Source organism: Candidatus Bathyarchaeota archaeon, from assembly GCA_026014745.1.
In the GTDB taxonomy this organism is placed as follows: Archaea; Thermoproteota; Bathyarchaeia; order Bathyarchaeales; family Bathycorpusculaceae; genus Bathycorpusculum.
The window spans coordinates 1-23,188 of the sequence record JAOZHS010000003.1 but is presented as its reverse complement, the minus strand read 5'-3'; the positions used below and the strand labels follow the sequence as shown (position 1 = coordinate 23,188).

General features: G+C 48.0%; 20 protein-coding genes. 8 read left to right on the top strand and 12 right to left on the bottom strand.

What is annotated here, in order from left to right:
- The first annotated feature begins 325 nt into the window (after positions 1 to 325).
- Positions 326 to 1,012 carry a hypothetical protein gene (locus NWE92_11265; GenBank protein ID MCW4030211.1) on the top strand — a complete coding sequence of 229 codons (687 nt, stop codon included), beginning with the start codon at positions 326 to 328 and terminating at the stop codon, positions 1,010 to 1,012.
- Between the two features lie 342 nt (positions 1,013 to 1,354).
- On the opposite strand, the gene NWE92_11260 is transcribed toward NWE92_11265, so the two are convergent.
- Both NWE92_11260 and NWE92_11255 read right to left on the bottom strand, forming a co-directional pair.
- Complete coding sequence (locus NWE92_11260) at positions 1,355 to 1,909, bottom strand: hypothetical protein (protein MCW4030210.1); 555 nt, start codon at positions 1,907 to 1,909, stop codon at positions 1,355 to 1,357.
- 142 nt (positions 1,910 to 2,051) lie between these two features.
- Positions 2,052 to 3,683 carry a hypothetical protein gene (locus NWE92_11255; GenBank protein ID MCW4030209.1) on the bottom strand — a complete coding sequence of 544 codons (1,632 nt, stop codon included), beginning with the start codon at positions 3,681 to 3,683 and terminating at the stop codon, positions 2,052 to 2,054.
- A gap of 100 nt (positions 3,684 to 3,783) precedes the next feature.
- Here NWE92_11255 and NWE92_11250 point away from each other — a divergent pair, with 100 nt between their 5' ends.
- On the top strand, positions 3,784 to 4,422 hold the full coding sequence (locus tag NWE92_11250; protein MCW4030208.1) for a hypothetical protein: 639 nt from the start codon (positions 3,784 to 3,786) through the stop codon (positions 4,420 to 4,422).
- Between the two features lie 97 nt (positions 4,423 to 4,519).
- Positions 4,520 to 5,173, top strand: a complete 654-nt coding sequence (locus tag NWE92_11245) for a hypothetical protein (GenBank protein MCW4030207.1) — start codon at positions 4,520 to 4,522, stop codon at positions 5,171 to 5,173.
- 314 nt (positions 5,174 to 5,487) lie between these two features.
- Here NWE92_11245 and NWE92_11240 read toward each other — a convergent pair whose 3' ends face one another.
- The 7 genes from NWE92_11240 to NWE92_11210 all read right to left on the bottom strand — a co-directional run bounded on the left by NWE92_11240 (position 5,488) and on the right by NWE92_11210 (position 12,852).
- On the bottom strand, positions 5,488 to 5,775 hold the full coding sequence (locus tag NWE92_11240; GenBank protein MCW4030206.1) for a 4Fe-4S dicluster domain-containing protein: 288 nt from the start codon (positions 5,773 to 5,775) through the stop codon (positions 5,488 to 5,490).
- A 2-nt stretch (positions 5,776 to 5,777) separates the two neighbouring features.
- Positions 5,778 to 6,686: an acyl-CoA dehydratase activase gene (locus tag NWE92_11235; GenBank protein MCW4030205.1), complete on the bottom strand. Its 909-nt coding sequence runs from the start codon at positions 6,684 to 6,686 to the stop codon at positions 5,778 to 5,780.
- Positions 6,683 to 7,468: an acyl-CoA dehydratase activase gene (locus NWE92_11230; GenBank protein ID MCW4030204.1), complete on the bottom strand. Its 786-nt coding sequence runs from the start codon at positions 7,466 to 7,468 to the stop codon at positions 6,683 to 6,685. Before NWE92_11230 ends, NWE92_11235 begins: the two co-directional genes overlap by 4 nt.
- 11 nt (positions 7,469 to 7,479) lie before the next feature.
- Positions 7,480 to 8,811, bottom strand: coding sequence for a 2-hydroxyacyl-CoA dehydratase family protein (locus NWE92_11225; protein ID MCW4030203.1), 1,332 nt, complete (start codon positions 8,809 to 8,811; stop codon positions 7,480 to 7,482).
- Between the two features lie 10 nt (positions 8,812 to 8,821).
- Positions 8,822 to 9,814 (bottom strand): 4Fe-4S binding protein, encoded by a 993-nt coding sequence (locus NWE92_11220; GenBank protein MCW4030202.1) that lies wholly within the window; start codon positions 9,812 to 9,814, stop codon positions 8,822 to 8,824.
- Between the two features lie 6 nt (positions 9,815 to 9,820).
- On the bottom strand, positions 9,821 to 10,516 hold the full coding sequence (locus NWE92_11215) for a sulfite exporter TauE/SafE family protein (GenBank protein ID MCW4030201.1): 696 nt from the start codon (positions 10,514 to 10,516) through the stop codon (positions 9,821 to 9,823).
- Between the two features lie 113 nt (positions 10,517 to 10,629).
- On the bottom strand, positions 10,630 to 12,852 hold the full coding sequence (locus NWE92_11210) for a hypothetical protein (protein MCW4030200.1): 2,223 nt from the start codon (positions 12,850 to 12,852) through the stop codon (positions 10,630 to 10,632).
- A 272-nt stretch (positions 12,853 to 13,124) separates the two neighbouring features.
- Between NWE92_11210 and NWE92_11205 the strand changes: the two genes are divergently transcribed.
- A complete protein-coding gene (locus NWE92_11205) occupies positions 13,125 to 15,698 on the top strand; it encodes a PQQ-binding-like beta-propeller repeat protein (GenBank protein ID MCW4030199.1) in 2,574 nt (857 codons plus the stop codon).
- Between the two features lie 112 nt (positions 15,699 to 15,810).
- Here NWE92_11205 and NWE92_11200 read toward each other — a convergent pair whose 3' ends face one another.
- Positions 15,811 to 17,181, bottom strand: a complete 1,371-nt coding sequence (locus NWE92_11200; protein MCW4030198.1) for a cation-efflux pump — start codon at positions 17,179 to 17,181, stop codon at positions 15,811 to 15,813.
- Positions 17,182 to 17,296: 115 nt separating this feature from the next.
- A complete protein-coding gene (locus NWE92_11195) occupies positions 17,297 to 17,434 on the bottom strand; it encodes a hypothetical protein (GenBank protein MCW4030197.1) in 138 nt (45 codons plus the stop codon).
- 170 nt (positions 17,435 to 17,604) lie between these two features.
- Between NWE92_11195 and NWE92_11190 the strand changes: the two genes are divergently transcribed.
- From NWE92_11190 to NWE92_11175, 4 genes are all read left to right on the top strand, one after another.
- Positions 17,605 to 18,849, top strand: coding sequence for an MFS transporter (locus tag NWE92_11190; GenBank protein MCW4030196.1), 1,245 nt, complete (start codon positions 17,605 to 17,607; stop codon positions 18,847 to 18,849).
- 43 nt (positions 18,850 to 18,892) lie between these two features.
- On the top strand, positions 18,893 to 19,372 hold the full coding sequence (locus NWE92_11185) for a hypothetical protein (protein MCW4030195.1): 480 nt from the start codon (positions 18,893 to 18,895) through the stop codon (positions 19,370 to 19,372).
- A gap of 79 nt (positions 19,373 to 19,451) precedes the next feature.
- Positions 19,452 to 20,405 (top strand): hypothetical protein, encoded by a 954-nt coding sequence (locus NWE92_11180; protein ID MCW4030194.1) that lies wholly within the window; start codon positions 19,452 to 19,454, stop codon positions 20,403 to 20,405.
- A 174-nt stretch (positions 20,406 to 20,579) separates the two neighbouring features.
- Positions 20,580 to 21,281, top strand: coding sequence for an FAD-dependent oxidoreductase (locus NWE92_11175; GenBank protein MCW4030193.1), 702 nt, complete (start codon positions 20,580 to 20,582; stop codon positions 21,279 to 21,281).
- 11 nt (positions 21,282 to 21,292) lie between these two features.
- Here NWE92_11175 and asnS read toward each other — a convergent pair whose 3' ends face one another.
- Positions 21,293 to 22,576, bottom strand: coding sequence for an asparagine--tRNA ligase (gene asnS, locus NWE92_11170; protein MCW4030192.1), 1,284 nt, complete (start codon positions 22,574 to 22,576; stop codon positions 21,293 to 21,295).
- Between the last annotated feature and the right edge of the window lie 612 nt (positions 22,577 to 23,188).

The following is a 23,188-nucleotide window of genomic DNA, read 5'->3' as shown; positions in this document are numbered from 1 at the left end:
ACCTCTTTTAGCGGCAATCGACGGAAACGCACCTTTCTTTTATCAAGCCCATCAAAAAACGCCCAAAAACGTCACACACACTAAGAGGCGCACCTCAGAGACCAAAACTCTTCCTTATTTGTTGTATACAAAGTTAAGGATAATGGCAGGTTGTTCAAAATGCTGATTTCTCCGCCAACACGTCCGCCACTTAGAAGCCTACATAGACGTGATAGCAAATGCATCGGGCATAAACTGAGCCATTTAGGTATCTTGGGCGTTGCGGGGTTGGGCATAAGCGTTAAATAAGCAACTTTTTTACCACTAACTAAATTTGGTTGAGATTATGCCGAGAAAAACCTTAGTGACTTTAGTAATAACTATCATGTGTTTGGCTGCCTTTGCAGTAATAGTTGTCCAAACTGATGTGTCAGCTCTTCCAACGCCCCCACCGGTTGGACCCCCTCCTGGACCGGGTACGTCGGCACCACCACCCCCCACAGCTACACCCACAGCCACTCCGACAACGGTTCCTACGCCACCTCCAGCGCCAACTTTACCACCTATAGGTCCAGAAACATCTGCACCTGCGCCGACCAACACACCCACTCCAACGCCGCCTGCCTCAAATGTCCAGACATATCAAAGTGATTATTCGACCATTCAAACAGCATTTGTGCAGGGCGATACCGTTTTTATAAAATGGGATGTCCGCGCTTCTGGTCTGAGTTCGGTTGACGTTTTAATTTTTAAGGGCTCAAATTACTGCAAAGTGTTTTCAGGGGTTACTCCAAATTCACAGGTATCTTGGCCTACAGACGCAGCTACGCCCATGGGAACATATACAGTGTATGTTTTTGACCATAATGGTGGAGCACCGCTTTGCGAATGTACTTTCGCTGTTATTTCGTCGTTGCCACTCTCTGAGAGCACCATTGGTAGCCTTGCAGCAATTTTAGCCTGTTTCGCAGCAATCGTACCCATTGGGTTGAGCCAAATCAAAAAAAGAAAAAATGAAAGCGCACAGGCTTAGAGCACAGGTAATAGCTAGTTGGCGGCATCTAAGATGACCGCGCCTTCCTTTTTACTTTCAAGTTTTTTTGTGTTGAATTTTGAATATTAGAAGTTAGCAGGATATTTTATTTAAGATTCTGTTTTGTTAGTGTAAATGTGGAGGTCGGGTTAAGTGTGTTGGTCGACCAAAGCCATCCGTCGTTCGAGGAGAAAGGAGAAGGCTTCGAAAACGGAAAAGGTTGTTATTGGGCTTTGGTTTGCCTTCAACCTTAACCAAGTCCTCCATTCACTAACAAGACACAATATACCAGTATTAAGATATAACGGTTGTGAATAAGAAATAAAAAACAAAAGTACAGATTTAAGCTACAGAAAGTAGCCCTTCAACTATGTTTCCCTCAGGAACACATAGTTGCTTAGACAGGTACACTTTAAGAACCGCCGACAATTTAGGCAAGGCACCAGTATAGGATATTACCTGATTGCCTTTCAAGGCGTCAACCTGAAAAACTTTTTCATCTTCTTTATAAGAAAAAGAGACCTCTTGGGCTTTTGCAGCCAAAACTTGAAAATCCTCCAGTTGGTTACACCTTAAAACAACTGTTGGACCCCCTGTCGAGGTAGCTACAGCAGCAGAAGGCATGGGTTCTTCAGCTGATTGTTTAACCACTGTAGGAAGAGCTTTGGAGGTGCCTGACATGCAGGATACCAAGGTTGTTACTTCTTTTTGCAATCCACCGATTTTTTCTTCGATGGTTTGGACTTTTTCAGTTAATTCGGTAGTGTCACCCATCTGCTCGGTTACAGTTGCTAATTCGTTAATGAGTTTGTCTAAGTCTTTTTCATGCTCTTTTAGCACGTTAACGATGAAATCTAAGGCTTCTAGAGCATCATCTTTGCTTTGTGGCTTCGTCAATTTTGATTCTACCCCCACTTGGTCAGACAAGTCATTACAGCGGTTAGTGTAAATAAAGCTAACGAATCACAAAGAAATATCTCTGCAAAGGCACAGTCATACTGATTGAAAATTCTGTACAACAAAAAATCTCAAAAAAGGGCTAGTAGCCCATGATGGCTTTGCGTAACCGTCGACCAAAACTCGGCTTTTTAGGCGCTTCTGGCGTTTCTGCGGGCGCTTCGGCTTCTGGCTCAACAACAGACGAGGGAGCTTGCTCTGCCGATTCAGGTTTTGCAGGCTCTGCCTGTTCAACAGCGGGAACCTCGACCACCTCAGGAACAGCTTCCGCGGATGGTTCTGCAAGTGGCTCTGGCGCAACAGGAGGCTCCACATCAAGGGCAGAGGTAGTGGATGTGGGTGTTTCAAGCGGCGGGGCGGCTTCCGGGGCAGATTCGAGGGAGGTTGCTTGAGGATTCTCAGGCGAGAGGGGTTGAGGCGGCGTCTCTACAGTTGGGGTTGGTTCGGGGGACACTTCGGATGGTGTTTGAGGAGGCGTTTGGGAGGGAGGTTCTGGCGACGCGGGAACTTCGGGTGTTTCGGTCGGTGGAGTAGCCTCAGGCGAGGAAGGTTCTGTTCCCTCAGGAGTTACCGGGGGAATTTCGATGGGCGTGTCAAAGCGCTTTAATTGCATCTTAAACAGGTCACGTGTGTCCTCAACGGTGTCGCCGACATCAACATCTAAGCTGCCGATTTGGCTAACGCTTTTTGTGAGTGCTTCGAAGTCAACTTGGAAGGCGGTCTCTGCTGCGAGGGTGTCGAGGTTGGATTTGAGGGCGGAGGTTTCGTTTTGGTTTTCTTTTGCTCCCACGACTTTTGCAAAGAGCATGTCGTTTAGGGTGTAATATGCCGCAACGACGGCGTGGGCGTCTTTGAAGTTGGGGTGTAACTGTGAAGTTTCCTCTTTTTTGAGCGCCTCAAAGTAAGAGTAAACCAGTTTTAGCATGGCAAAGGTTTCGTCTGAGGCTTCTTGGGGCACTCGACGTTTCACTGCGGCATCTACGGCTGAAAAATCCAGCGAGAGCGGTGGCACGGTGGGACCCCAGAAGCTTGGTGTGCCGCCTAAACGGTTAACGTAGCCCTCCAAAAGGGGCCAGTTGACCCGTTTCTGCTGTAGCCCCATCAAGATGTCAAAAGAGACATCTACGATGCGAGTGGAGGCGTGGATTAAGCCGTTGAGGTCGCTTCTGCGACGTGCTTCCTGTTCCTGTGCAAGACGAGCCTTATGCTGCGCCTCAAGCGCTTCGGCAACTTCGGTTTGGAACTTGCTAAATGATTCATTCTTTTTAGGATACACAAACATGAATGCGGCGTCTTTTGTGGTGACTGTTAGGGTGTTGCCGAGTGATTCAAGGAGGAAGAGGTCTGTTAAGGGGATTTCTTTTAGGGTGACCCACTTTTTACGCAACAAACCCTGCTTGATGGAGAATTTGAGTTTGTTGTCGGCGATTTCGGCTTTGGAAATCAATATCATGGGCGGCTTTGGCGGAGGCACAGGTTTGGCTGGTGTAGGGGCTTCCTCGAGGGCGATGGGTGGAGGCGGTTGGTGTTTCTTGTTAATTTTAGCGAGGTAAAATATGACTAAGCCAACTTCGACTATTATCAGCGGGACCAGAACAAGCAACAGTACTGTGGGAAAAGAGAAGAGTTGAGGCAGCGAGAAAGCGCCGACTAAGGGTGCAACACCCAGAGCTTGCGTTTTGGATTTTTTTAATGGGTCAGCCTGGTTTTTCATGTAAGTAGCCTATGTGTATTGAATTTTTTAGGTTTATAAGATTGATGTATTCAAGGGGTAAGTTGAAAAAGCATAAATATTAACTTGGCAACTAAAACTCATGCACAGTAGGCACTCGCACTTAGCGGTATTCGCGCTGTTTTTACTTTTGATGGGCTGTTTCGCCGCTTCCGCAGTGGCGCAGAGCCCTGATCCAGAACAACTTGTTTCGGTGACGCTTAACAGCCCCACAGACACAAGCACTCAAACAAGCTTTACAGTAGACTTTGTCTACACACCCATCATATACGGCGACGACCCCTACACGGCTACATTGTTCATTAATGGAACCGCAACTGCCGCCGTGAACCAAACCCCTATTGGAAACGAAACCCAAAACCACATCTCGTATACCTTCACCCAAAACGGCACCTGCACATGGACCATAAAAGTCCAAAACAGCACCCACAGCGCAACTCCCACCGCCTTCACCTTAACTATTCAGGTGCCCTCGCCCACGCCCGAACCTTCTCCTACGCCCTCACCCACGCCGACCGCTACAGCTACAGCCACACCCCAACCAACAGCCACCGCAACCCCCAAACCAACGCCCACCGCAACGCCAACCCCATCGCCCAAACCGACAGACCAACCCTTCGCACTTGAAGTGGATGGCATGATGGTTTTAATCATAGCTTTAGTGGTTGTAGCGGTTATTTTGGCGGCTGTAGTGGTGTTTTTGTGGAATGCGGCACGCTGATACATACAACTTAGGGGCCGTTCTATTGTATAGACAGCAAAACGGCGTCTGAACGGTTGGAAAGTTATAAATAGAAAAGGCTTTTTAATTAGGCTTCATGCAAACCAAACAAGCAGTTTTTCTGCTCCTGTTCACAATTTTAGTTGGCAGTTGCTTTACCTCTGTGGTTACCAGTCAAGACCCAACGCCCACGGATGCTGCAACGCCTACGCCTTCGCCTACTCCTGAACCTACCAACCAAGCCTTAACCGTTCAACTAACTGACCCCGCAAACAAAACCACAATCACCAGCACCTTCAACTATACCTACAGGTACCTGCCCATCATAAACGGCACAAATGACTACTATCTTATCGCTAAACTCTACATAAACGGAACCGAAAGAGCCTCCACCAACCAAACAGCCATAGTCAACAACACCCAAAACACACTCACCTATCAAGTCGCTGGAAACGGCACCTACTTCTGGAACGTCATGGTCTATAACAGTACTCACGGCGTTAAGGCCACCGAAAACTTCACCATAACCTTCGCAGTCCATGAAGAACCTGAACCCACAGCCACCCCAAGCCCAACTCCAGCACCCACAGCATCGCCTACACCAGTCCCCACAGCCACAGCAACCATAACACCTTCGCCAACCCCGCCCCCTAACGATTCAATGGCCACATGGACAATCATAATCGCAGTAGTTGTCATTGCTGGAATCGCGGCAGTGGCGTTACTGAGCTTTAGGCACAAAGCACACTAGCCAAAAACTTTTCCTTTTTTCTTTTTATTTTATCATTAGATCAAAATTTTGTTTTATCTCTTTGTGTGGGCGTGGCGGTTTTACGGTTGCCACAAGATAGTTGTAGGTTGTGTTCGTTTTTTGGGTTTGGTTTGTGTTTCTGCGTCTGTTTAGGTGTGGGATAACATAAGTTTACCACACACCCAACATGCCTCTATGTTGAAACTGCCGCCATGTGCATGTGGGGGCATGTATAGACTGATTTTTCTTTCACACCACCAGCACCACAACATAACCAAGCACAAAAAATGTTGATCTACCGCTATATCAAAATTTTAGTGGGCAGTCCAAATGCATTTTATGGCTTTTTCGGGGCATGCCAGTACGCATGGGGTTTTGTTGGTTTCGGGTCGGCAGGCGTCGCATGTGTATTTGATTTTTTTGCGTTGGTCCTCTTTTATGGCTGCAACCGTTTTATCTTCAAGATCAATGAATTCGGTTATCAACTCAAAAGCGGTTTGAGGGCACTCGGTGACGCATTTGCCGCAGCCCACGCATTTGTCGGAGTCAACAACGATGAAATATTCGCCTGAACCATCAATATACCCGTAATGCGTAATCACGCCTAGCCCTTCTGTGCCTTCTCATAGAGCGCCTTGGCAAACAACGCTGCCCCAAACGCGCCCGCCACCATGGGATCTAAGCCGCCATCTTCTTGCCATCGAGGCATCGGAAGCGTCTTCACACCCAAAATCACTTCAATACGGCTAACTATGCCGATGTTTTTGGATTGCCCGCCAGTAACGACGAGTTCGCGTTCTAATCCGACGCGGTTTATGAGGTTAGCCATACGCACCGCCATCGCGCGTGTGTAGGCGGCAAGCACTTTCTCTTTAGACCAGCCCTTGCGCAGCAGCCCCATAGCTTCGGTTTTAGCGAAGGCAACGCAGGTGCAACTTACAGGGTCGGGTTCCTTGTCTACTTTAAGCGAGATGCCGCCTATGTCTTCAATGGGGATTTGTAGCAGGTCAGCGAAAACTTCCATGCCTCGACCGGTGCCAGCCGCGCATTTGTCGTTCATGAGAAATGAGACAACTTTGCCGTTTTCGTCAATGCGGATGGCTTTGATGTCTTGTCCGCCGACGTCGAGCACTGTATGCACTGATGGGCCCCAGATGTAGTTGGCGCCTTTTGCGTGGCAGGCGATTTCGGTTATGGCTTTGTTTGCCATTGGCACGTTCACGCGTCCATAGCCTGTGCCGACGATGTATTTGAGATCGTTTACGGTGAGTCCGGTGCCTTCGAGTGCGTAGTCTAGGGCTTTTTTTGCGGATTCGGGGCTGTTGCTGCCTGTGCGGGTGATGCCCCAACTGTAAGCTTCCCCATTAATCATAATAGCTGCTTTAGAGCCGACGGAGCCTACGTCGACGCCTGCGGTGATTATGTCGTTTTTGCTCCATTTCTTGGGCAGAATGCGGTGGTATTCTTGCCATCGCCAGAAGTCTAAGCCTTTTACGGTGCTGGGTTCTTTCACTTAGACCCCTCCTTGGCGCGGGTTACAGCGATTAATGCGGCACCTAACGCTCCTGCATAATCAGGGTTTTTGGGAACCACGACGTTTAGGCCCAGTTTGCGGTTAAGTGAAGCGACAAAGCCTTCATCTTTTGCGACGCCGCCCACCAATGCAACTTCGGGGTTAATGCCGAGGCGGTGAATCATTGAAGAAATGCGGTCAGCCATGGCGTCAAAGACGGCTCGGGCGATTTCAGGTTTAGATTCTTGACGGTGAATCAGGGAAACCACGTCAGATTCGCCGAAGATGACGCATGACGCGTTAATTGGGCTTGCGCGTTCGGCTTTTAGCGAGAGCGGACCCATCTCTTCGAGGTTAACTTCTAATGCGCGTGCCATGGCTTCAATGAATGCTCCAGCTCCAGCGGCGCAGCGTTCGTTGACGACGAAGTCAAGCATGATGCCTTTCTCGTCGCATCTTACTGCTCGGGCTTCTTCTGCGCCGACGTCGATTACTGTGCGTGTGGTTGGGCAGAGGTAGACGCCTGCTTTGGCGTCGGCTCCCATCATGCTTACGGTGCTGTTCGCGTAGGGCGCCATGTCCATGGCGGAGCCTGTTGCTAAAAAGTAGGCTACATCTGTTTGTTTGAGGTTGGCGGTGTTTAGGGCGTCTTGGACGGCTTGTTCAGCGGCTTTAGCGGGGTCAAAGCCTGAAAACGCTTGCCCCATGCCGGCGACTGCGCCGTCTTTTAAGACAATTGCTTTTACTCTTTGTGTACCGAGATCCATTCCGACTGTAATCACTACATGTTCACCTAAATGTCAACGTTCGCGCTAAGCATCTCAAGGAAGGCTTCAACACGTGTTTTTAGTTGTCCGACATCTTCGCGCGTGTACTCTGTATCTAAATAGTAAACGGGAACATTTACTTTGTCCAAAGCTTTCTTGATTCTTGTGTACTCCATAGCGTAGAGCATACAGCCACGAACCACGTAGTAGATGACGCCTTGAACTTTCCAATCTTTGACTTTGTTAAGGAGCCAATTCACGCGGTCCTCATTGCCGTCTTTGCTGGTGAAGCAGGGACAAGTAGAAGCCATCAAATAACGTTCGCCAATAGCGTTCAACATGTCATCCATTGACCATTCGTCAACTCCAATGGGATCGTTTAAGATGCGTTCACCACTACACTGCTCGTCAGCAACGATAACGCCCTGCGGGTTACCCTCCTCCACCAGCGTGGGGAGTTTCCAGTTGTCAGGCCAAAACATCGGCGTACCAGTAACCATCACCCTAGGCGTATCAGTAGAAACCACCCAATCTTTACGTTGCACACGCTGCTCCAACTCATCACAGAGCGCCTCAGCTTTCTCAGTCCAACGCTTCTTATCATCCCAAACGAAGGTTTGGTTAACAAGCATGGCGTCGCGTCCCATGATAACGGGGTTGCCTTTGCGCAGTTCTTGGAGTCGACGGAAGACTTTGGTGGCGCGGTGGCTGACTTCGATGGCTTCTTTTAGTTTTTGCCGTGTGATTTTGTTGCCGGTGAAGGTTTCGATTTGGGTTTTCATCTCTCGGATTTCGTCGTTCCAGAAGCGCAGGGATTGTTGGCTGTCTTTTATGCGTGGCACGTTCATGCCCCAGATGGGTTTGGTGTCGCTTAGAATTTCGCTAAGTTTAGTCATGCCATCGCAGGTTAAAACGCTGATGAGAGCGTCGCTTTGTTCGAGGAAGGGGGAGAGTTCAATCATTTTTGCGCCTATGGTGCTGCGAAGCACTGGGCAGACTTCGACGGGGACGACGCGGTCGCCGAGTTTGGATGTGTCGTACCAGCCGGAGTTGACGCGGATGGGGATGGCGTCAGCAGCCATAATTAGTTCGGTGGGTGCAAAGAGACACATGTAACCGATGACTTTTTTGCCCTTAGCCTTTTCTGCGGCTATTTCTTTTTGGCGTTGCCCAAACAAATCTGCGATGCCGTCAAAGTATTCCATTGCTTTGGGTCGGTGGGGGTCTGCTTTCTTCATGCGTGCTATGTTGTCGGCTATGATTTTCTTTGACGCGGCGGTTATGTTCTTTTTGAGTTCTTCAATTTCTTTAGGGGAAACTTCGGGCAAATATTTCCTTTCAGGGGTTTTTGTGTTCACTTTGTTTTCCTCATTCACTTGTAGATGGTTCTAACCAGTTCCTAGACCGGAACAGGGTCTTGTTACCGAGCTTAAGCTGCAAAGCATCCTCATAGGGACACATCTCAATGCAACGGGCACACACCATACATTGTTGGGTCATGATTTTTCCGCCTTTCTGCTCGTAAACCTCGTTAACTTGCAGTTGACAGACGCGTTTGCATACGCCGCATTTGGTGCATTTTTCCTCGTTTTTGTCAACGTAGAGGAAGGGTGCCCATTTGAATCCTTTGAAGCGGTTCACTGCCGCCAAAGAGATGCCTGTAGGGCAGAAGCGGCACCAGAAACGACGAACAAACCAGCCGCCCAACAACACCAAGACGACAAACACGATGGCTACGATTTGACCGATGCCTTCGCCTGTGTAGGTGATTATGTCTTGGGCGTAGGGGAAGGAGAGGTTTAGGGGTCCGATTGTGACTTCTCCTGCTGCGCCAGTCCAAGGCACGATGAAGGGTATCATGGGGTCAAGAAGCACACTCAGGGGACGAAAAGGACCCGCTAATTTTTGAGCCATCAAAGAAACATACGCGGGGTTGGGGGGGTCAAGCACCCAGAGCACAATAGGCAACAGCAGAAAGACCAAGAAGATGATGTAGCGGCTTTTGTGGAGGGCAATGTTTAATCGGTCGGGGATGAGGTGGTGGCGTTTTTTGAGGGCTTTACGCAGAAAGATTTCGAGGTCCAAGATTAAGCCAAGTGGACAAAGCCAGCCGCAGAAGAAGCGCCCCAGAAACAGCGACATGCCAAAGAGGATTAGGAGCTCGTAGAGCAGGGGGATAATTTCGGAGTAGCTAAAGATGTAAAAGATTGCAGCTAAGGCGACTAATTGGATAACAAAGCGCAAAAAGGTGACGCGTGTGGAACGGTTGCGTTTCCAAATCAAGACCGCCAAAACGCCAGCAATGCCAAGCCCCGCTAACACCATTAGCCGCAATATTTCCCCAACATATTCCCAAACCATGCTTTGTTACCCCGTCTGTATTATTGAAGTTACTATTGTTACGATGCCCAAGATGATAAGTACTGCTCCGCCGCCAAACGCTATCCACTTCCGAAGCAGTGGAGCCTTATTAAACAGCCACCCCGTGACGCCGCCAAGCACCAAAAGAGGTGAAATAGTCGTGCCTAAACCGAAAAGAACCGCCAAAGCAACGCTGCCCAAAGGATTAGCAAAAGGCAACGCATAGAGCAACAGAAGCGACAAAAGCGGGGGACAAACAATTAAGCCGCGGGTTAACCCCAAAGAGAAAGCGCCAAAATCAAACCCAAACCTCCCCAGCCTACCCACAGGGGCCAATTCTGCGCCATGTAAGCCGCATTGGGGGGGTTTACGTGCTTTCAAAATGATGCTTATGCCGATTGCCGCCGTTACCGCGCCGAATACGAGTGAAGCGTACATTTGGAAAGGCGACAACGCCGTGGGATCGACGAGGGTTATGATTCCACTAAATACGCCTATGAGGGCACCGATGAGGGCGTAGGCGAAGATGCGCCCTGCGTTGAAGATGAAGGTAACTTTTATGCCGCTTCGGAAGCCTGCGCCGATGCCTGCAATGTAGCTGCTGATGAAGGGAAGACAAGAGGCGGTGCAAACAACTAATCCATAGAACAAACCGATAGTAAACGAGCCAACATATGGATTAGAGATTTCCGGCAACGACATGCAAATATTCTCAATTTTTTTTGTTTAAACCATTTAATGAGCCGTTGGCAATTTAAAGGTTACATATCTTTTGCAAATCAGATGTTTGAGGTTATTTTTGCAATAAAAAAGGGTTAAGAGTGGGGGAATATGCGCGTGTTGTATTGCTGCAGGTATGCTAGGTGCGCTGCGTCGGTGGGATAGCTTTCAGTGGATGGGTAGGGGAAGCCGCTCATAGCCATAAACGGCAACGGGTCAACAGTGAAGTCAAATCCGTAGCCCCATTCTCCGAGGGGGTCTTTGAACCAGCAAGCCACGACAAAGAAATAGTCTCTTTCCATTCCTTCCGCGGGGGCAGTGAGGTTTGCGGTGGAGAACTGCAGGTTAACTTGGTCACCTTGCCGACCAATCACGAACATGTCATCAGCGTCTTGTACTAGTGAAGTGACGTCACCGTAACGGGTGAAGGCTCCCGAAGACGTAGAGATGGTTTCCCAGAGTTGGCTAAACGTCGCCGTTGTTGGGTGGATTTCTTGGATGGTGATTTCTGCCTGCGGAGTAGTGTCGATGCCGATGAAGTCGAAGGTAACGTTCCAGAAGTTAGTGAACCGCACCTGATAGTCGGTAACATCGTCGGGGAATAAACCAGTTAAGTCTACGGCAAATGTGCGAGCGTTATAGTCAGAGGGCAGAGGAATTTGCCGGTTTTGAGGGGCACGCAGCCAAGTCCCGTTTGCAGCTAAAACCTCCAGATAAGGTGCAGGCATGATTTCGGTTCCGTTAGGCACCAAGCCCTGTGCCGCTCCCTCCTTGAAAAGATCCAGGTACTTGTAGTATGTATCAGCAGAACCCCAATCAACCATACCTGTAATCACCAGTTTTACATTAGAAGATCCCGAAAGGTCTCCTAAGTCAAGCGTTAACTGGTTTTTGAGTATGTTGTCCCAAGAGGTGCTTTCGATTCCGTTGATGCCAGGGGTAAAGTTGCCGTCACGTTTCAAAAGGTACGGTAACACATTTTGCCCTGCTTCGTTGGTGGCGCTAACTGGTGAGCCTAAATCGCCGCTGGTTACCGTATAGATTTGACCTGTGGAGCCTTTGTTGAGGTAGTTAGTCATGGAGGTGTAGGCGTCGGTGCCTGCGGGGTGGTCAACAACCAGCATGTATGCTTGGTCGAGGTAGTAGAGTTCGTCCCACTGTTGGGTTAGGGTCATGTCATAGTAACCGTCGTGGGTTGCCAGCACGTTGCGGTCGAGTTTAACGTAGTCATAGGGGTTGCCGCCGCTGAATACAATTGTTCCTTGATCGGTGATGTAGCCGATGTAGCCTAGCCAGCCGGGGTTGGAGACGTCGGTGACGTAGGAGTATCCATTGCCGTTCCAAATGTAGAGAGATGGGCAAGAGGCGTATCCGCTGATTAAGAGGTAAGTTGCAACCAGCACCAAACGCGAATTAAGTGTGAATGTGCGGGAAGCACTGTGAGAACCGTCGCTCCAAGTTTGGAAGGCTAAAACACCCGTGCCGACATCGAAGGGGTCAGGTACAGAAATTGTGTGTTCACCTACGGGCATGAGCACTGTGTAAGGAGTACCATATTCTTGTCCGTCAAGAGTAAACGGCAAAGATTTAGAGCCGCCACCCGAGCGGTTAATCGTGAGGGTATGATAACCCGTCTGAACAATCGTAAAGGAGCCCTTAAGCGTGTTAACCAAAATGATGTGTTTGCCCTCAGTTGTGGCGTTAACCGAGAACGTCACCGTTTGACTTGCCTTCGCATCTAACGAGATAACCTGCGAAGCGACAACCACATCATCAACCGATATTTTAACCATCAATTTGTCAGGCTCCGAGGATGGATTCTCAGCAAGGCAAGTGACAGTAGCAGATTCGTTCACCCAGATTTCGTATGGGTTCACTCTGAGGTCGGAAAGCACGATTTTGCTTGTCATTGGCGGTGCTTCGTTAAGGGTAAAGTTCCCCACTAAGTCGCCGATTTGCACATTATAGGTGCCTACGGCGTCTTCGATTGCGGTGAATTCTAAAATGTCTGAGGAGTTTCCGGGCAGAGTGATGTTACCGGTTTGTGATACGTCGCCGTTTATTTGGAGGTCAATGGTTGTGTTTCCTTCTAAATCGCCAATGTTGGTTACGTTAACGGAGATTGCGATGGCTTCACCAACGTAGGCTTCGGTCGGCGAGATAGTTAAATCGGAGAGAACGAATTCGGCTGGTTTTTCAGCGCCTGCCACTAAACCTTGGTTTTGAAGGTAAAAATAGGCGCCTGCCGCACAACAAACAATTAAGAGGTCAATGATGAGAATTGCTTTTAATTTTACGGAAGCCGAACGGGATAACATACTCCTTAAACTCCAAATGACGTATAGAAAATAATGCAAGTTCCACATTAAAGCCTTATCACTAAAAACCCACCTTCATCCGATAATCGTTTAGAGCAGCTTTCACAAAAAAATAAAAAAGCGGACCTAATTCAGGCATAAAATCTTGTTTACGCTTTTTTTGATTCCAGCCAATTCATAAAAACAAATTACCCAAAATCTAATATATTCCTGACAAAAAGATTGCTTTTTCGGTAAGCAAATTATCGCTTATCAAAATAAGGAGAAAAAGCATGAAACCCAAAAAAAATCATAATTTTTTAATTGAAACTTTAAGAAAACCCTTCAGAAACAAACGCTTCCAAAGTTCGCTTATACTGATACCGATGGTCTTAGCGATGCTAATTACGGTGCCCCTAGGAGATTCTGTTGTAACAGAAAGATCATTCACGCTTCTTGCCGCTGCAGGTCCAAGTACAATAGGCGTTGGACAATCAACGCAAATTGTAGTTTGGGCAAATGTTAACCCAAGCACATACATTGCGCAAAACTTGAGCGCTGGCCAAGGATTACTTCGATTTCCAAGGTACCACAACTATGTAGTTACAATTACCGACCCCGACGGAATCGTCGAAAACCGAACCTTCAAAGAAACCGATTCCTTAGGCACAGTAGCCTTTAGCTACGCTCCAACCAAAATCGGAACCTACACACTCGTTGCCTACTACCCCGGTGAATCATTCGAGAACGTGGAATACTTCAAAACCAATGTGACATTCAAAGCGACCCAAAGTAGACCTGCAACTTTCACAGTTCAACAAGAACCAATAAGTAACTGGATTGAGACGCCACTGCCAACGGAATACTGGACGCGCCCCATCGATGCCTCAAATCAACTATGGGCCAGTCAGACAAGCAATTGGCTCAGAATGGGAATGGGCGGTTCACAAAACATGTACTGGACTAACTACCAACCATACGGAGTAGCACCAAACACTGCACACATACTCTGGGCGAACAATTGGGACAATGGCGGCATAGTTGGCGGAGAAATGGGTGAAAGCGCCTACTATACTGGCGAATCTTATCAAAGCAAGTTCTTCCCCATAATTCTCAACGGAAAACTATACACCAACGCAAGAATCGGCCCCGCCTCAACTCAAGGCTACGTATGCTTTGACCTTGCCACTGGAAAAGAACTCTTCAGACGAAGTGACTACACGCTCACTTGTGGCTTCTCGTTTGCTAACAATTGGGAAAATGCACATGGAACAATAGATTTCCTGATACAACGCACAGGCACAAACCTCAACTTCTTTGACCCACGAAACGGAGAAAACGTCTTCAATATAACCAACGTTCCAGCCAGCGGCGCTTTGATTACAAACGTAACAGACGTAGGCATCACCAACGACTTATACATATACACATTATCCGCAGGCAACCTAACAAAATGGAGCTTCTACCAAACAGTAAAACCAACAGGGAGCCAAACCAATTGGTCACCATCAAGAACAACAGCCTATAACGGTACACTCGGCATGGTTTACAACGTAGCGATCCCAAGACCACACAACTCAGCAGGCCAATTCCTATCAGCTGATTATGCTTTTGGCACTAACGGCGGGGAATGCGACGGAAAATGGATAATCGCCAGATCAGTAAACACGACCACATCGCCACCAACAGTCTACTTAGCAGGCATAAGAGCTAGTGATGGCCAGGTAATGTGGGAATCAAACCACCAACTAATCGAAGACCCAGGCATATGGAGAGGCGGAGGAGGAACACATCTAGACAGCGAAGGAGGCGTCTACCTAAACTACAAGAAGGAGACCTTGCAGGCATTAGCCATTGACATAAACAACGGAAAAGTAAAATACTACACTCCACCACGCAACGAAAGTGACTGGGGCAGCTACACTTCAGGCTGGTGCATGGAAAGCGCTTACGGAAAACTCTTCATAGGAACATACGACGGCTACATGATGGCATATGACATCGAAACTGGCGATTTGCTTTGGCAATACTCTTCGGGCGACCCAGGATTAATGACACCTTACGGAAGCTATCCCTTCTTTGTGGGTATCTATATGGGATTTGGCGTAGCTGACGGAAAAGTTTTCGCTGCAACAGGAGAACACTCTCCAAACGATCCGCTATACCAAGGAGAACGGTTACACGTGATAAACGCCACGACTGGAGAAGGAATCTGGTCTATTCAGGGCTGGTGGTGCGACTTTGCAATTGCAGACGGTCAATACACAGCATACAACGGATATGACGGAAGAATATACTCTTTCGGCAAGGGACCAAGCGCCATGACAACAACTGCTTCACCAAAGGTCTCGCTATATGGCAGCAGCGTGCTAATCGAGGGCACAGTCACTGATATCGCTACGGGAGTAAGCATAACTGAACAAGCCGCTCGCTTTCCAAACGGTGTCCCAGCGGTTTCCGACGAAAGCATGAGTCAATGGATGGAATACGTCTACATGGATCAACCAAAACCAACAAACGCTTCAGGTGTTAAAGTTACATTAGACGTTATGGATGCAAACGGCAACTACCGCAACATCGGCGAAACCACAAGCGACCTCAATGGCTGCTTTAGTTATGAATGGCAACCAGACATACCCGGAAAATACACTGTTATCGCAACATTTGCTGGAACACAATCATATTGGCCTTCACATGCAGAAACAGCTTTTGCCGTTGATGAACCTGCAGTAACAGCAAGTCCTCAACCTCAAGAAGTGGCGCAATCACCTACTGACATGTACATTCTAGGTACTGGCGTAGCCGTTATCATTGCCATAGCAATCGTGGGCGCAGTTATTTTAATGGCGGTTAAGAAAAAACCATAAACCAACCGCTCTTCTTTTTTCTTTTTTTATTTCAATCTGAATTAAATAAAAATCCTGAAATCCCTCAAGCAACCCAAATTGTCTAGCGATTTTGGAGGGGAAACATAATTATTTAGTATGTTTCAGGTTCAATGTGGACCGTGACGACGGCGCTTGAAAAATGATCCTTGGTCTCTTTCTCAAGCAGCGACGCCATGTGATGAGCTTCTTTAATGCGCACCTGCTTGGTGAAGCAGCAGTCAATATTGATGTAGCGTTTGCCCTCAGCGACATAGGTTACAACGCGGTTAACGCGCATGTTGCCCTTGATGCCCTTTGCAATGTCGCGTACGACCTTTTGGAGTTGCTCCTCGTTAACCTCCAAAGCGGGGACGGCGACGCCAGAGGGCTCCACATGTACCGTGACGTTTTCCAGAGGCGAAATTTCTATGCGGATGCGGCTTTCGATGGTTTCGGCGATTTGGTGTGCTGCTTCAACGGATAAGTCAGGGTTAACGTAGGCATGCAGAGTGATGTAGAGTTTGCCGCCGACGTATATGGTGGAGATTCCGTGGACTTCATGAACACCCTTAATCGTTGCTGCCCGCTTGACTAACGTAACCGTTTTTAGGGACTCTTCAGAGGGCTCGATGTGGATGGTTGCGTCCACGTTGCCGAAGGATTCTTTGAGGCAGGCTTCAATTTTGGAAGCTAAGCCATGTGAATCTTCAAAACTCAAAACGCCGGGAACTTCCACGCATGCTTCGATGAAGATTTTGGAGCTAACTTTGCGGATTTTGAGGGTTTTGATTTCCACGACGCCATCGCAGGACTCGATGATTCGGCGGGTCTTCGCCACGAGTTCCTTGGAAGCGGAGTCGCTGAGTTCCATAACGCTGGAACGCACAAGCTTTATGCTCAAAAAGGTCAACATGCCGCCGAGGAAAATTGAGGCGAAAGCGTCGCCGTATGCAAAGCCCACGGCTGCTAAGCCGAAGCCCAAGAGTGCAATAAGGGTTGAGCCTAAGTCGGAGATGGCGTCGTATAGCCCTGCCTTCATGGAGGTGCTTTCGGCGTTTTCGAATTTTCTAAAAACCGTCACCCTCAACGACGCAATAAAGAGGGCGTAGCCTATTGCTATGAAACCCGCGTATTCGAAACCTGAGACGATTTGGGTGTCAGAGATTAAGCGCATTGCAGCTTCGTAGAATATCAAAATCGCAACGGCAATCAGGACTATGCCGCCGATTAACCCGCCGATGGTTTCGAATTTTTCGTGCCCATATGTGTGCTCCTCATCGGGTGGTTTTAGTGAGGCGCGGACAGCAAAAAAGAGCATAACGCTCGATACAGCGTCTAGAAGTGCGTGTAAACCGTCGCTTATTATGGCTAAGCTGTTCACCGCCGCGCCCATTGTGACTTCGACAATGACGACACTAAATATAGCGACGGCTGAAATCTTTAGAGCCCTAAGCTTGGTTGGACCATCTGAGGAGCTTTGCATTGTAGTAGTCTATCTAAGCTCAGAATAAGGGCGATTTAAGAATAACGGTACATATTGAAAACTCTATATATCCATCGTAGTTGTTGCGCCGAAATACCATCCCAGCAGTAGTTTGCTATTCTTCTTTTCCCTTTACTTTATTGCCTGCCTTCTTTGCTGCATCCTCTGTTTTTTGTCCCACATCTTTGGCGCCATCAGACGCCTTTTTTGCTGCCTCTTCGGTTTTCTCTTTGGCTTTGTTAAGAAATGACAAAACTTCACCTCCGAAGAAATTGTTGTCCTTATTCTTTGGAGAACTCATGGAAGAAAAAGCTATGTGACTGTACTACCTCTATTCGCGTAGAGCTTGAATTTGGCTGTTTGTTGAGTAAACAAGAGTTTTTAGGTTTTTACTTTAAATATTTTAGGCGAGCTTTATCTTGCGTGCGGTTTTCGGAGCTTTTCCGTGGAGAACAAGCGGTACTTAGAGGGAACTTTCTACTCATAACGCTAAGCTGGATTATCCTTTTCACCGCTCAACCCATCCCCGATACCTACGCCAGCATCTACTACCTAAATTTGGGCGCCACCGACTTTTTGCTTGCCGTAATGGGCTTCGCGGGCTCCATCGCGGTTGCGTTGGTGCAGTTCCCCGGTGGCTATCTCGCAGATAAACACGGACGCAGATGGCTCATTGTCTCCATGACATTTGGGCTCGGCATAGGCAGCTTATTCTTCATATTCGCGCCTTCATGGCAATTCATACTCATCGGCATCCTCATCCAAAACGTCTGCTCCATGTATGGTCCCGCTCTGATGGCTATGGTCATCGACTCATTACCGCCCGAGAACCGTGGCGCTGGTTTTAGCTTTCAATCGGTCATAACCAACCTCGTCCTGTTACCTGCGCCGCTCATTGCTCAGTATCTGGTTGCAACGTTCAATTTCGATTTAGGAATGCGCGTTGCCTACACCATCGTTGCCGCAGCATACTTTGTTATTGCCGTGTTGAGGCTTAAACTCAAAGAGACGCTTCCCGCAGATGCAACCGCCAAACGCCCAAGCTTCATTGAGGTCCTTCGCAATTACCCCCGCGCTGTCAAGGAGGGCATAACCGTTTGGAGCAAAGTCCCTCGTTCCGCGTTTAACCTCTTCATATCCACAATCATCATGAACGGGCTGGTGGTAAGCTGCATGATGTACTTTGTAGTATACGCCACCGACGTGCTAAACATGACGCTGGAACAATGGGCGCTCGTAACCGCCTTCCGTTACCTAAGCATCGCTGTCCCCGGAATATTGGCAGGGCTGTTGATGGATAGGCGGGGGCGCAAAAGCTTTCTAATCATCGGCTACCTCCTATTTGTGCCGGGCATGCTGCTCTTTATACAAGCAGACTTCTACATGCTACTTTTGGCGTTCTTCTTCTTTGGGCTAGGCAACCTGCTCCAACTCAACAGCTATCTCGTGCTCATGGGCGACCTTGTTCCCCGTAACCTCCGCGGCACCGCCACCGGCTGCATGCAATTCTTCATGTTCATTGCCCAGGCCATCCTGCAAATCATGGTGGGTGCCCTCTATGCATTTGTTTCACCGCAGTTGCCGTTTCTGATTTTGGCGGCGGTGGCGATTCCGATGTCGATTTTTGTGTTTTGGAAAGTTTACGAGCCAGCCGTCAAAGAAAAATAAATAGAACGTTTAAGAAGAATTAAGAAACAGAAATAGGTGAGGCTTGGAAGTGCGGGGAGACTTTAGGCTGATAGATAATCAAGAGTACCAAGCCCAGCTCATAAAAGAAGCCCTAACCAAAGCCAATCCAGAAGAAAAACGGCAATACGATAAGATTCTCCAACGAAAAGCCGAGCAAACCCAAAGAATGCAAGAAATAGGCATCGCGCAAGAAGCCCTCAATGAAAAAGACAAAAACAATGTTCTCCCAGAAAAACCAAGCGCAGACCCACAGGTTTGGAGCAAACTGAGCAAAACCGTGCAGGAAGCTAAAAACAAACTGTACCGCGAGGAGCTAAAAACCTACAATACTCAAAACACAGACATCCTCAACGAACGAATCAAATTAATCAACAAATTTCTCGAAACTAAATCAGCCTTAGATACGCTTGAGGAGAAAGAGAAATGGCTCCTGCTCACAATGGCAATTAGAAACCAACCGAACCTACTAAACTTCATACAGAGCGAAAAAAACGAAAAATAATGAGGTATTTGATTTTTCTAGTACAAGAAATATGCAGGTAAAACCTCATAAGGCGACAGCAATGTATCTTCAATGGTATATGAGAAAAAAATTGCTAAGTTATACTCTTCTTGTCCTCTTTTGTTTTGGTTTGCTGTTTGCTGAACCTGTGGGTGCTAATGCCGATTGGCGACCCCCTGTGTCTGTGGCGCCGCCAGATGATATAGCGATAATTTTTTCCTTTGAGTCGCCCCAGCAAGATGATGATTTCTTGAATGGAACAATGAACGTGTGCTTTTCACAGTACCTAGTTGACCCAGAGGGGGTCTGTTGGATAGCAGGCCATGGATTAAGCAGCGTCATGTATCAGGGAGATTGGATGCAAACCGAGGAACGGTGTCCCAATCCGAGCGGGCTATCCCCCTACCAAGATAAAGACCATATGAACGGAAAACACTACAGGAAATATAATTTTACGATTGACGGGGTACCGATGGGAACACACAAATTGACCCTTCGTGCTTATGCATCTGGAACCTACTGGGACAACAACAGCAGTACCCAAAATCAGTTCATCTTAATCCAGAATGCAGTCGTTACCTTCTCGGTTCCTGCTAAAGCGTCACTTTTCTCGATAACTCAAGACGCAGACAGTAACTTGGTACCAGTGGAACCATCAATTACCCTTCTAACCCCTCAAAGAACTAACTTGACAAGCCCAGATTTGGTTCTAAACTTTACAATAAACCAACCAGTTAGAACGATGGCTTACGTATTAGACAACGGCGACAGCATACCCATAGAGGGCAACATAACGCTATCCAACTTGGGAAACGGTTCTCATAACGTGACGGTTTTTGCCACCGATGAATATGGCAGAACCCAAACTTCAGGCGCGTTATACTTTAGTGTGCGCCCAATTTCGCAAATCCCAATCTTTGTCTGTATCATCTTTGGTGTCATAGCTTTATTGACCACAGCTTTAGTTATTAAAAACAGAGAAAAGCTCAAGCGTCGAGCACCGACAACTCTTTCTACTGAAATGACCGGTTAAGGCAATTTTAGAATAAGAGGTACAATTTTGAGCAGAATAATGTCTAGTTATAGTTTAAAAAAGGGATAAGGTAGTTGCTTATACTACTGGTATCTAAGCAAAATAAGGGTTGCACGCTTGATTTTCCAAAACCTTCTAAAACCCCGCGTACCCTAGATGATTGAGGCGCCAATTTTGAAGTTTGAAACCACCCTTCAAGCCATCATCCCCCGAACACCCGACATCACCAGCTTCCGATTCCCCCGACCAGCCGGATTAAATTATTTGCCGGGGCAATTCTTCTTCGTCACGCTCCGCCAAGACGGCAAAGAATTAACCAAACATTTTAGCTTCAGCAGCAGCCCCACCCAACCCAACTACATCGAATTCACAAAAAAATTCACCGACCACGAATACTCCCTCGCGCTCAAAGCCGCCAAGGTCGGCGACTGGGTACGCATCGACGTACCGTATGGCGAATTCACCTTTACAGGCGAATACCCAAAAATCGCGTTGCTCGGCGGCGGCATCGGCATCACCCCATTCATAAGCATAATGCAAAACGCCGCCGACAAGAGGCTACCTAACAAAATCACCCTTTTCTACGGCTGCCGCACCCCAGAAGACATTGCGTTTAGAACTGAATTTGAAGCGCTCGCCAACAAAAACCCTAACTTAAAAGTCGTCTTCGTTATCAGCCAACCCCCCGCGGACTGGAAGGGCATAACTGGACACATAACCGCAGACCTGATAAAACAAACCCTCCCTGACTACGCCGAAACCATCTACTACGCGTGTGGACCGCCGCCGATGGTTAAAGCCATGCAGGCACTGGTGGAGACGTTGGGGTTACCTAAAGAAAAACTGCGACTCGAATACTTCACAGGATACCAATAAAGAAAAGGAGTTTAGGGGTAGAATCGTCGCGTAGTGCGTGGGAACGGAATCGCGTCGATGATGTTGTCGAGATCGAGCATCCATACCAGCAGTCGCTCCAACCCCATACCGAAACCGACATGCGGCACGGTGCCGTAGCGGCGTAGGTCAAGGTACCATTCGTAATCTTCGGGTTTGAGCCCCTGCTCCTTCATGCGGGCGATTAGGATGTCTTTGTTGTCTTCTCTTGCGCCGCCAGTACTGATTTCGCCAATGCGGGGCACCATCATATCCACCGACATCGCCACTTCAGGATGGTCACTGTATGTTTTGCAGTAAAACGCCTTAATCGCCGTCGGATAATCATACACAAAGAAGGGTTTCCCGAAATCTTCGGCAAGCACCTTCTCGTCCTCGTAGCCGAGGTCTGAGCCCCAATCAAGTGCGGGGTTTTTGGGTTTGAGCCGCTCGATGGCTTCTTTGTAGGTTATGCGGGGAAACGGCGTCTGCACGGCTTTGAGTTTCTCGATGTCTGCGCCTAACTCTTTGAATTCTTTTTGGCAGGTACCTGCGATAGAGTGGCAAACGTGCGTTAGTAGTCCTTCTTCGAATTTCATGAGGTCACCCATGTCGGCAAAGGGCCACTCACCCTCCATATGCCAATACTCCGTTAGGTGGCGTATGGTGCGGCTTTTTTCTGCGCGGAATGAGGGCGCGATGCAGTAGACTTTTTCGAGTGAGTACATGAGTATTTCGAGGTACAGTTGGCTGCTCTGGGTTAAGTAGAGATTCTGGTCAAAATACTTCAACTCAAAAAGCGTTGCGCCGCCTTCAACTGCTGCGGAGATGAACATGGGCGGGGAAACCTCGGTGAAATCTTGCTCTTTGAAGTAGTCACGTGCAGCTTGCATGGTTTGGGCGCGGACGCGGTTGACGAGATTCATTTTGCGGCTTCGCAGCCAGAGGTGACGCATGTCGCGGATGAATTCCTCGCTTTTGTCTTTGCTGATGGGGAAAGTTTCGGCTAAACCGATGATGTTGAGGTTTTCTACGCCGACTTCGTATCCACCAGGCGCGCGGGTATCAGGTTTTGCTGTGCCTTCCACGGAGAGGGCGGATTCGATTGTGAGTTTTTGTGCATCGCTCCAGCAAGGGTTAGCTTTTTTGATGGTGCACTGTATAACGCCTGTGGAGTCACGGATTAGGAGAAAGATGAGTTCTTTGCCTTCACGTTTACGGTAGACCCAGCCGCGAACCATTACTTTTTGGTCCGCATAGGCACCGTCTAAGATTTTGCTTATCTTAACCAGAGACATCGTCATCAACTGTGGCAACTATATCGCGAGCACCACCCTAAATGCATATCGATTACTAACTAAGGCAAACGCAACAGCGCACAACGGTTTCTTGAAAAGAAGAAGTCAGTTAGAGCCGCTGCTCCACCCTTTTAGTATAAATGGGCAGGTATGGTTGCAACCAGACCTTTTGTGCAAAACGATATTTTTTGAAAAAATGGTAGCCTTAGCTTACTTAATAGCACCTTTGGGGAAAAGAAAACATTTTTTTGTCGTCCAATTGCGGGGGAAGCATGGGATTCATATGGAATTTTCAATCGAAGTACACCATGCAGCATCTTGGGGGTAACTTTGAGTTTCATGTATATATATCGGCCAAGTGAATGAGACTAATCTTATATAGGGGTTGCTTGATACGAAAAGCCCGAGTAAGCTTAGGCTTACCCCTAAAACCGAAAGGAAAATCGAACATGAAAACCCTAAATGTAAAGAGAATACTCTCTGCCTCTATTCTGCTATTGCTATTGACCGCTACAGTCGTCGCTATCGCAAACCTACCCACAAGTAACGCTGCTGTTCCCTACACCGAATTCAAATCCTTCGTCTACCTAGGCGTCTCGCCTAGCACCGTAG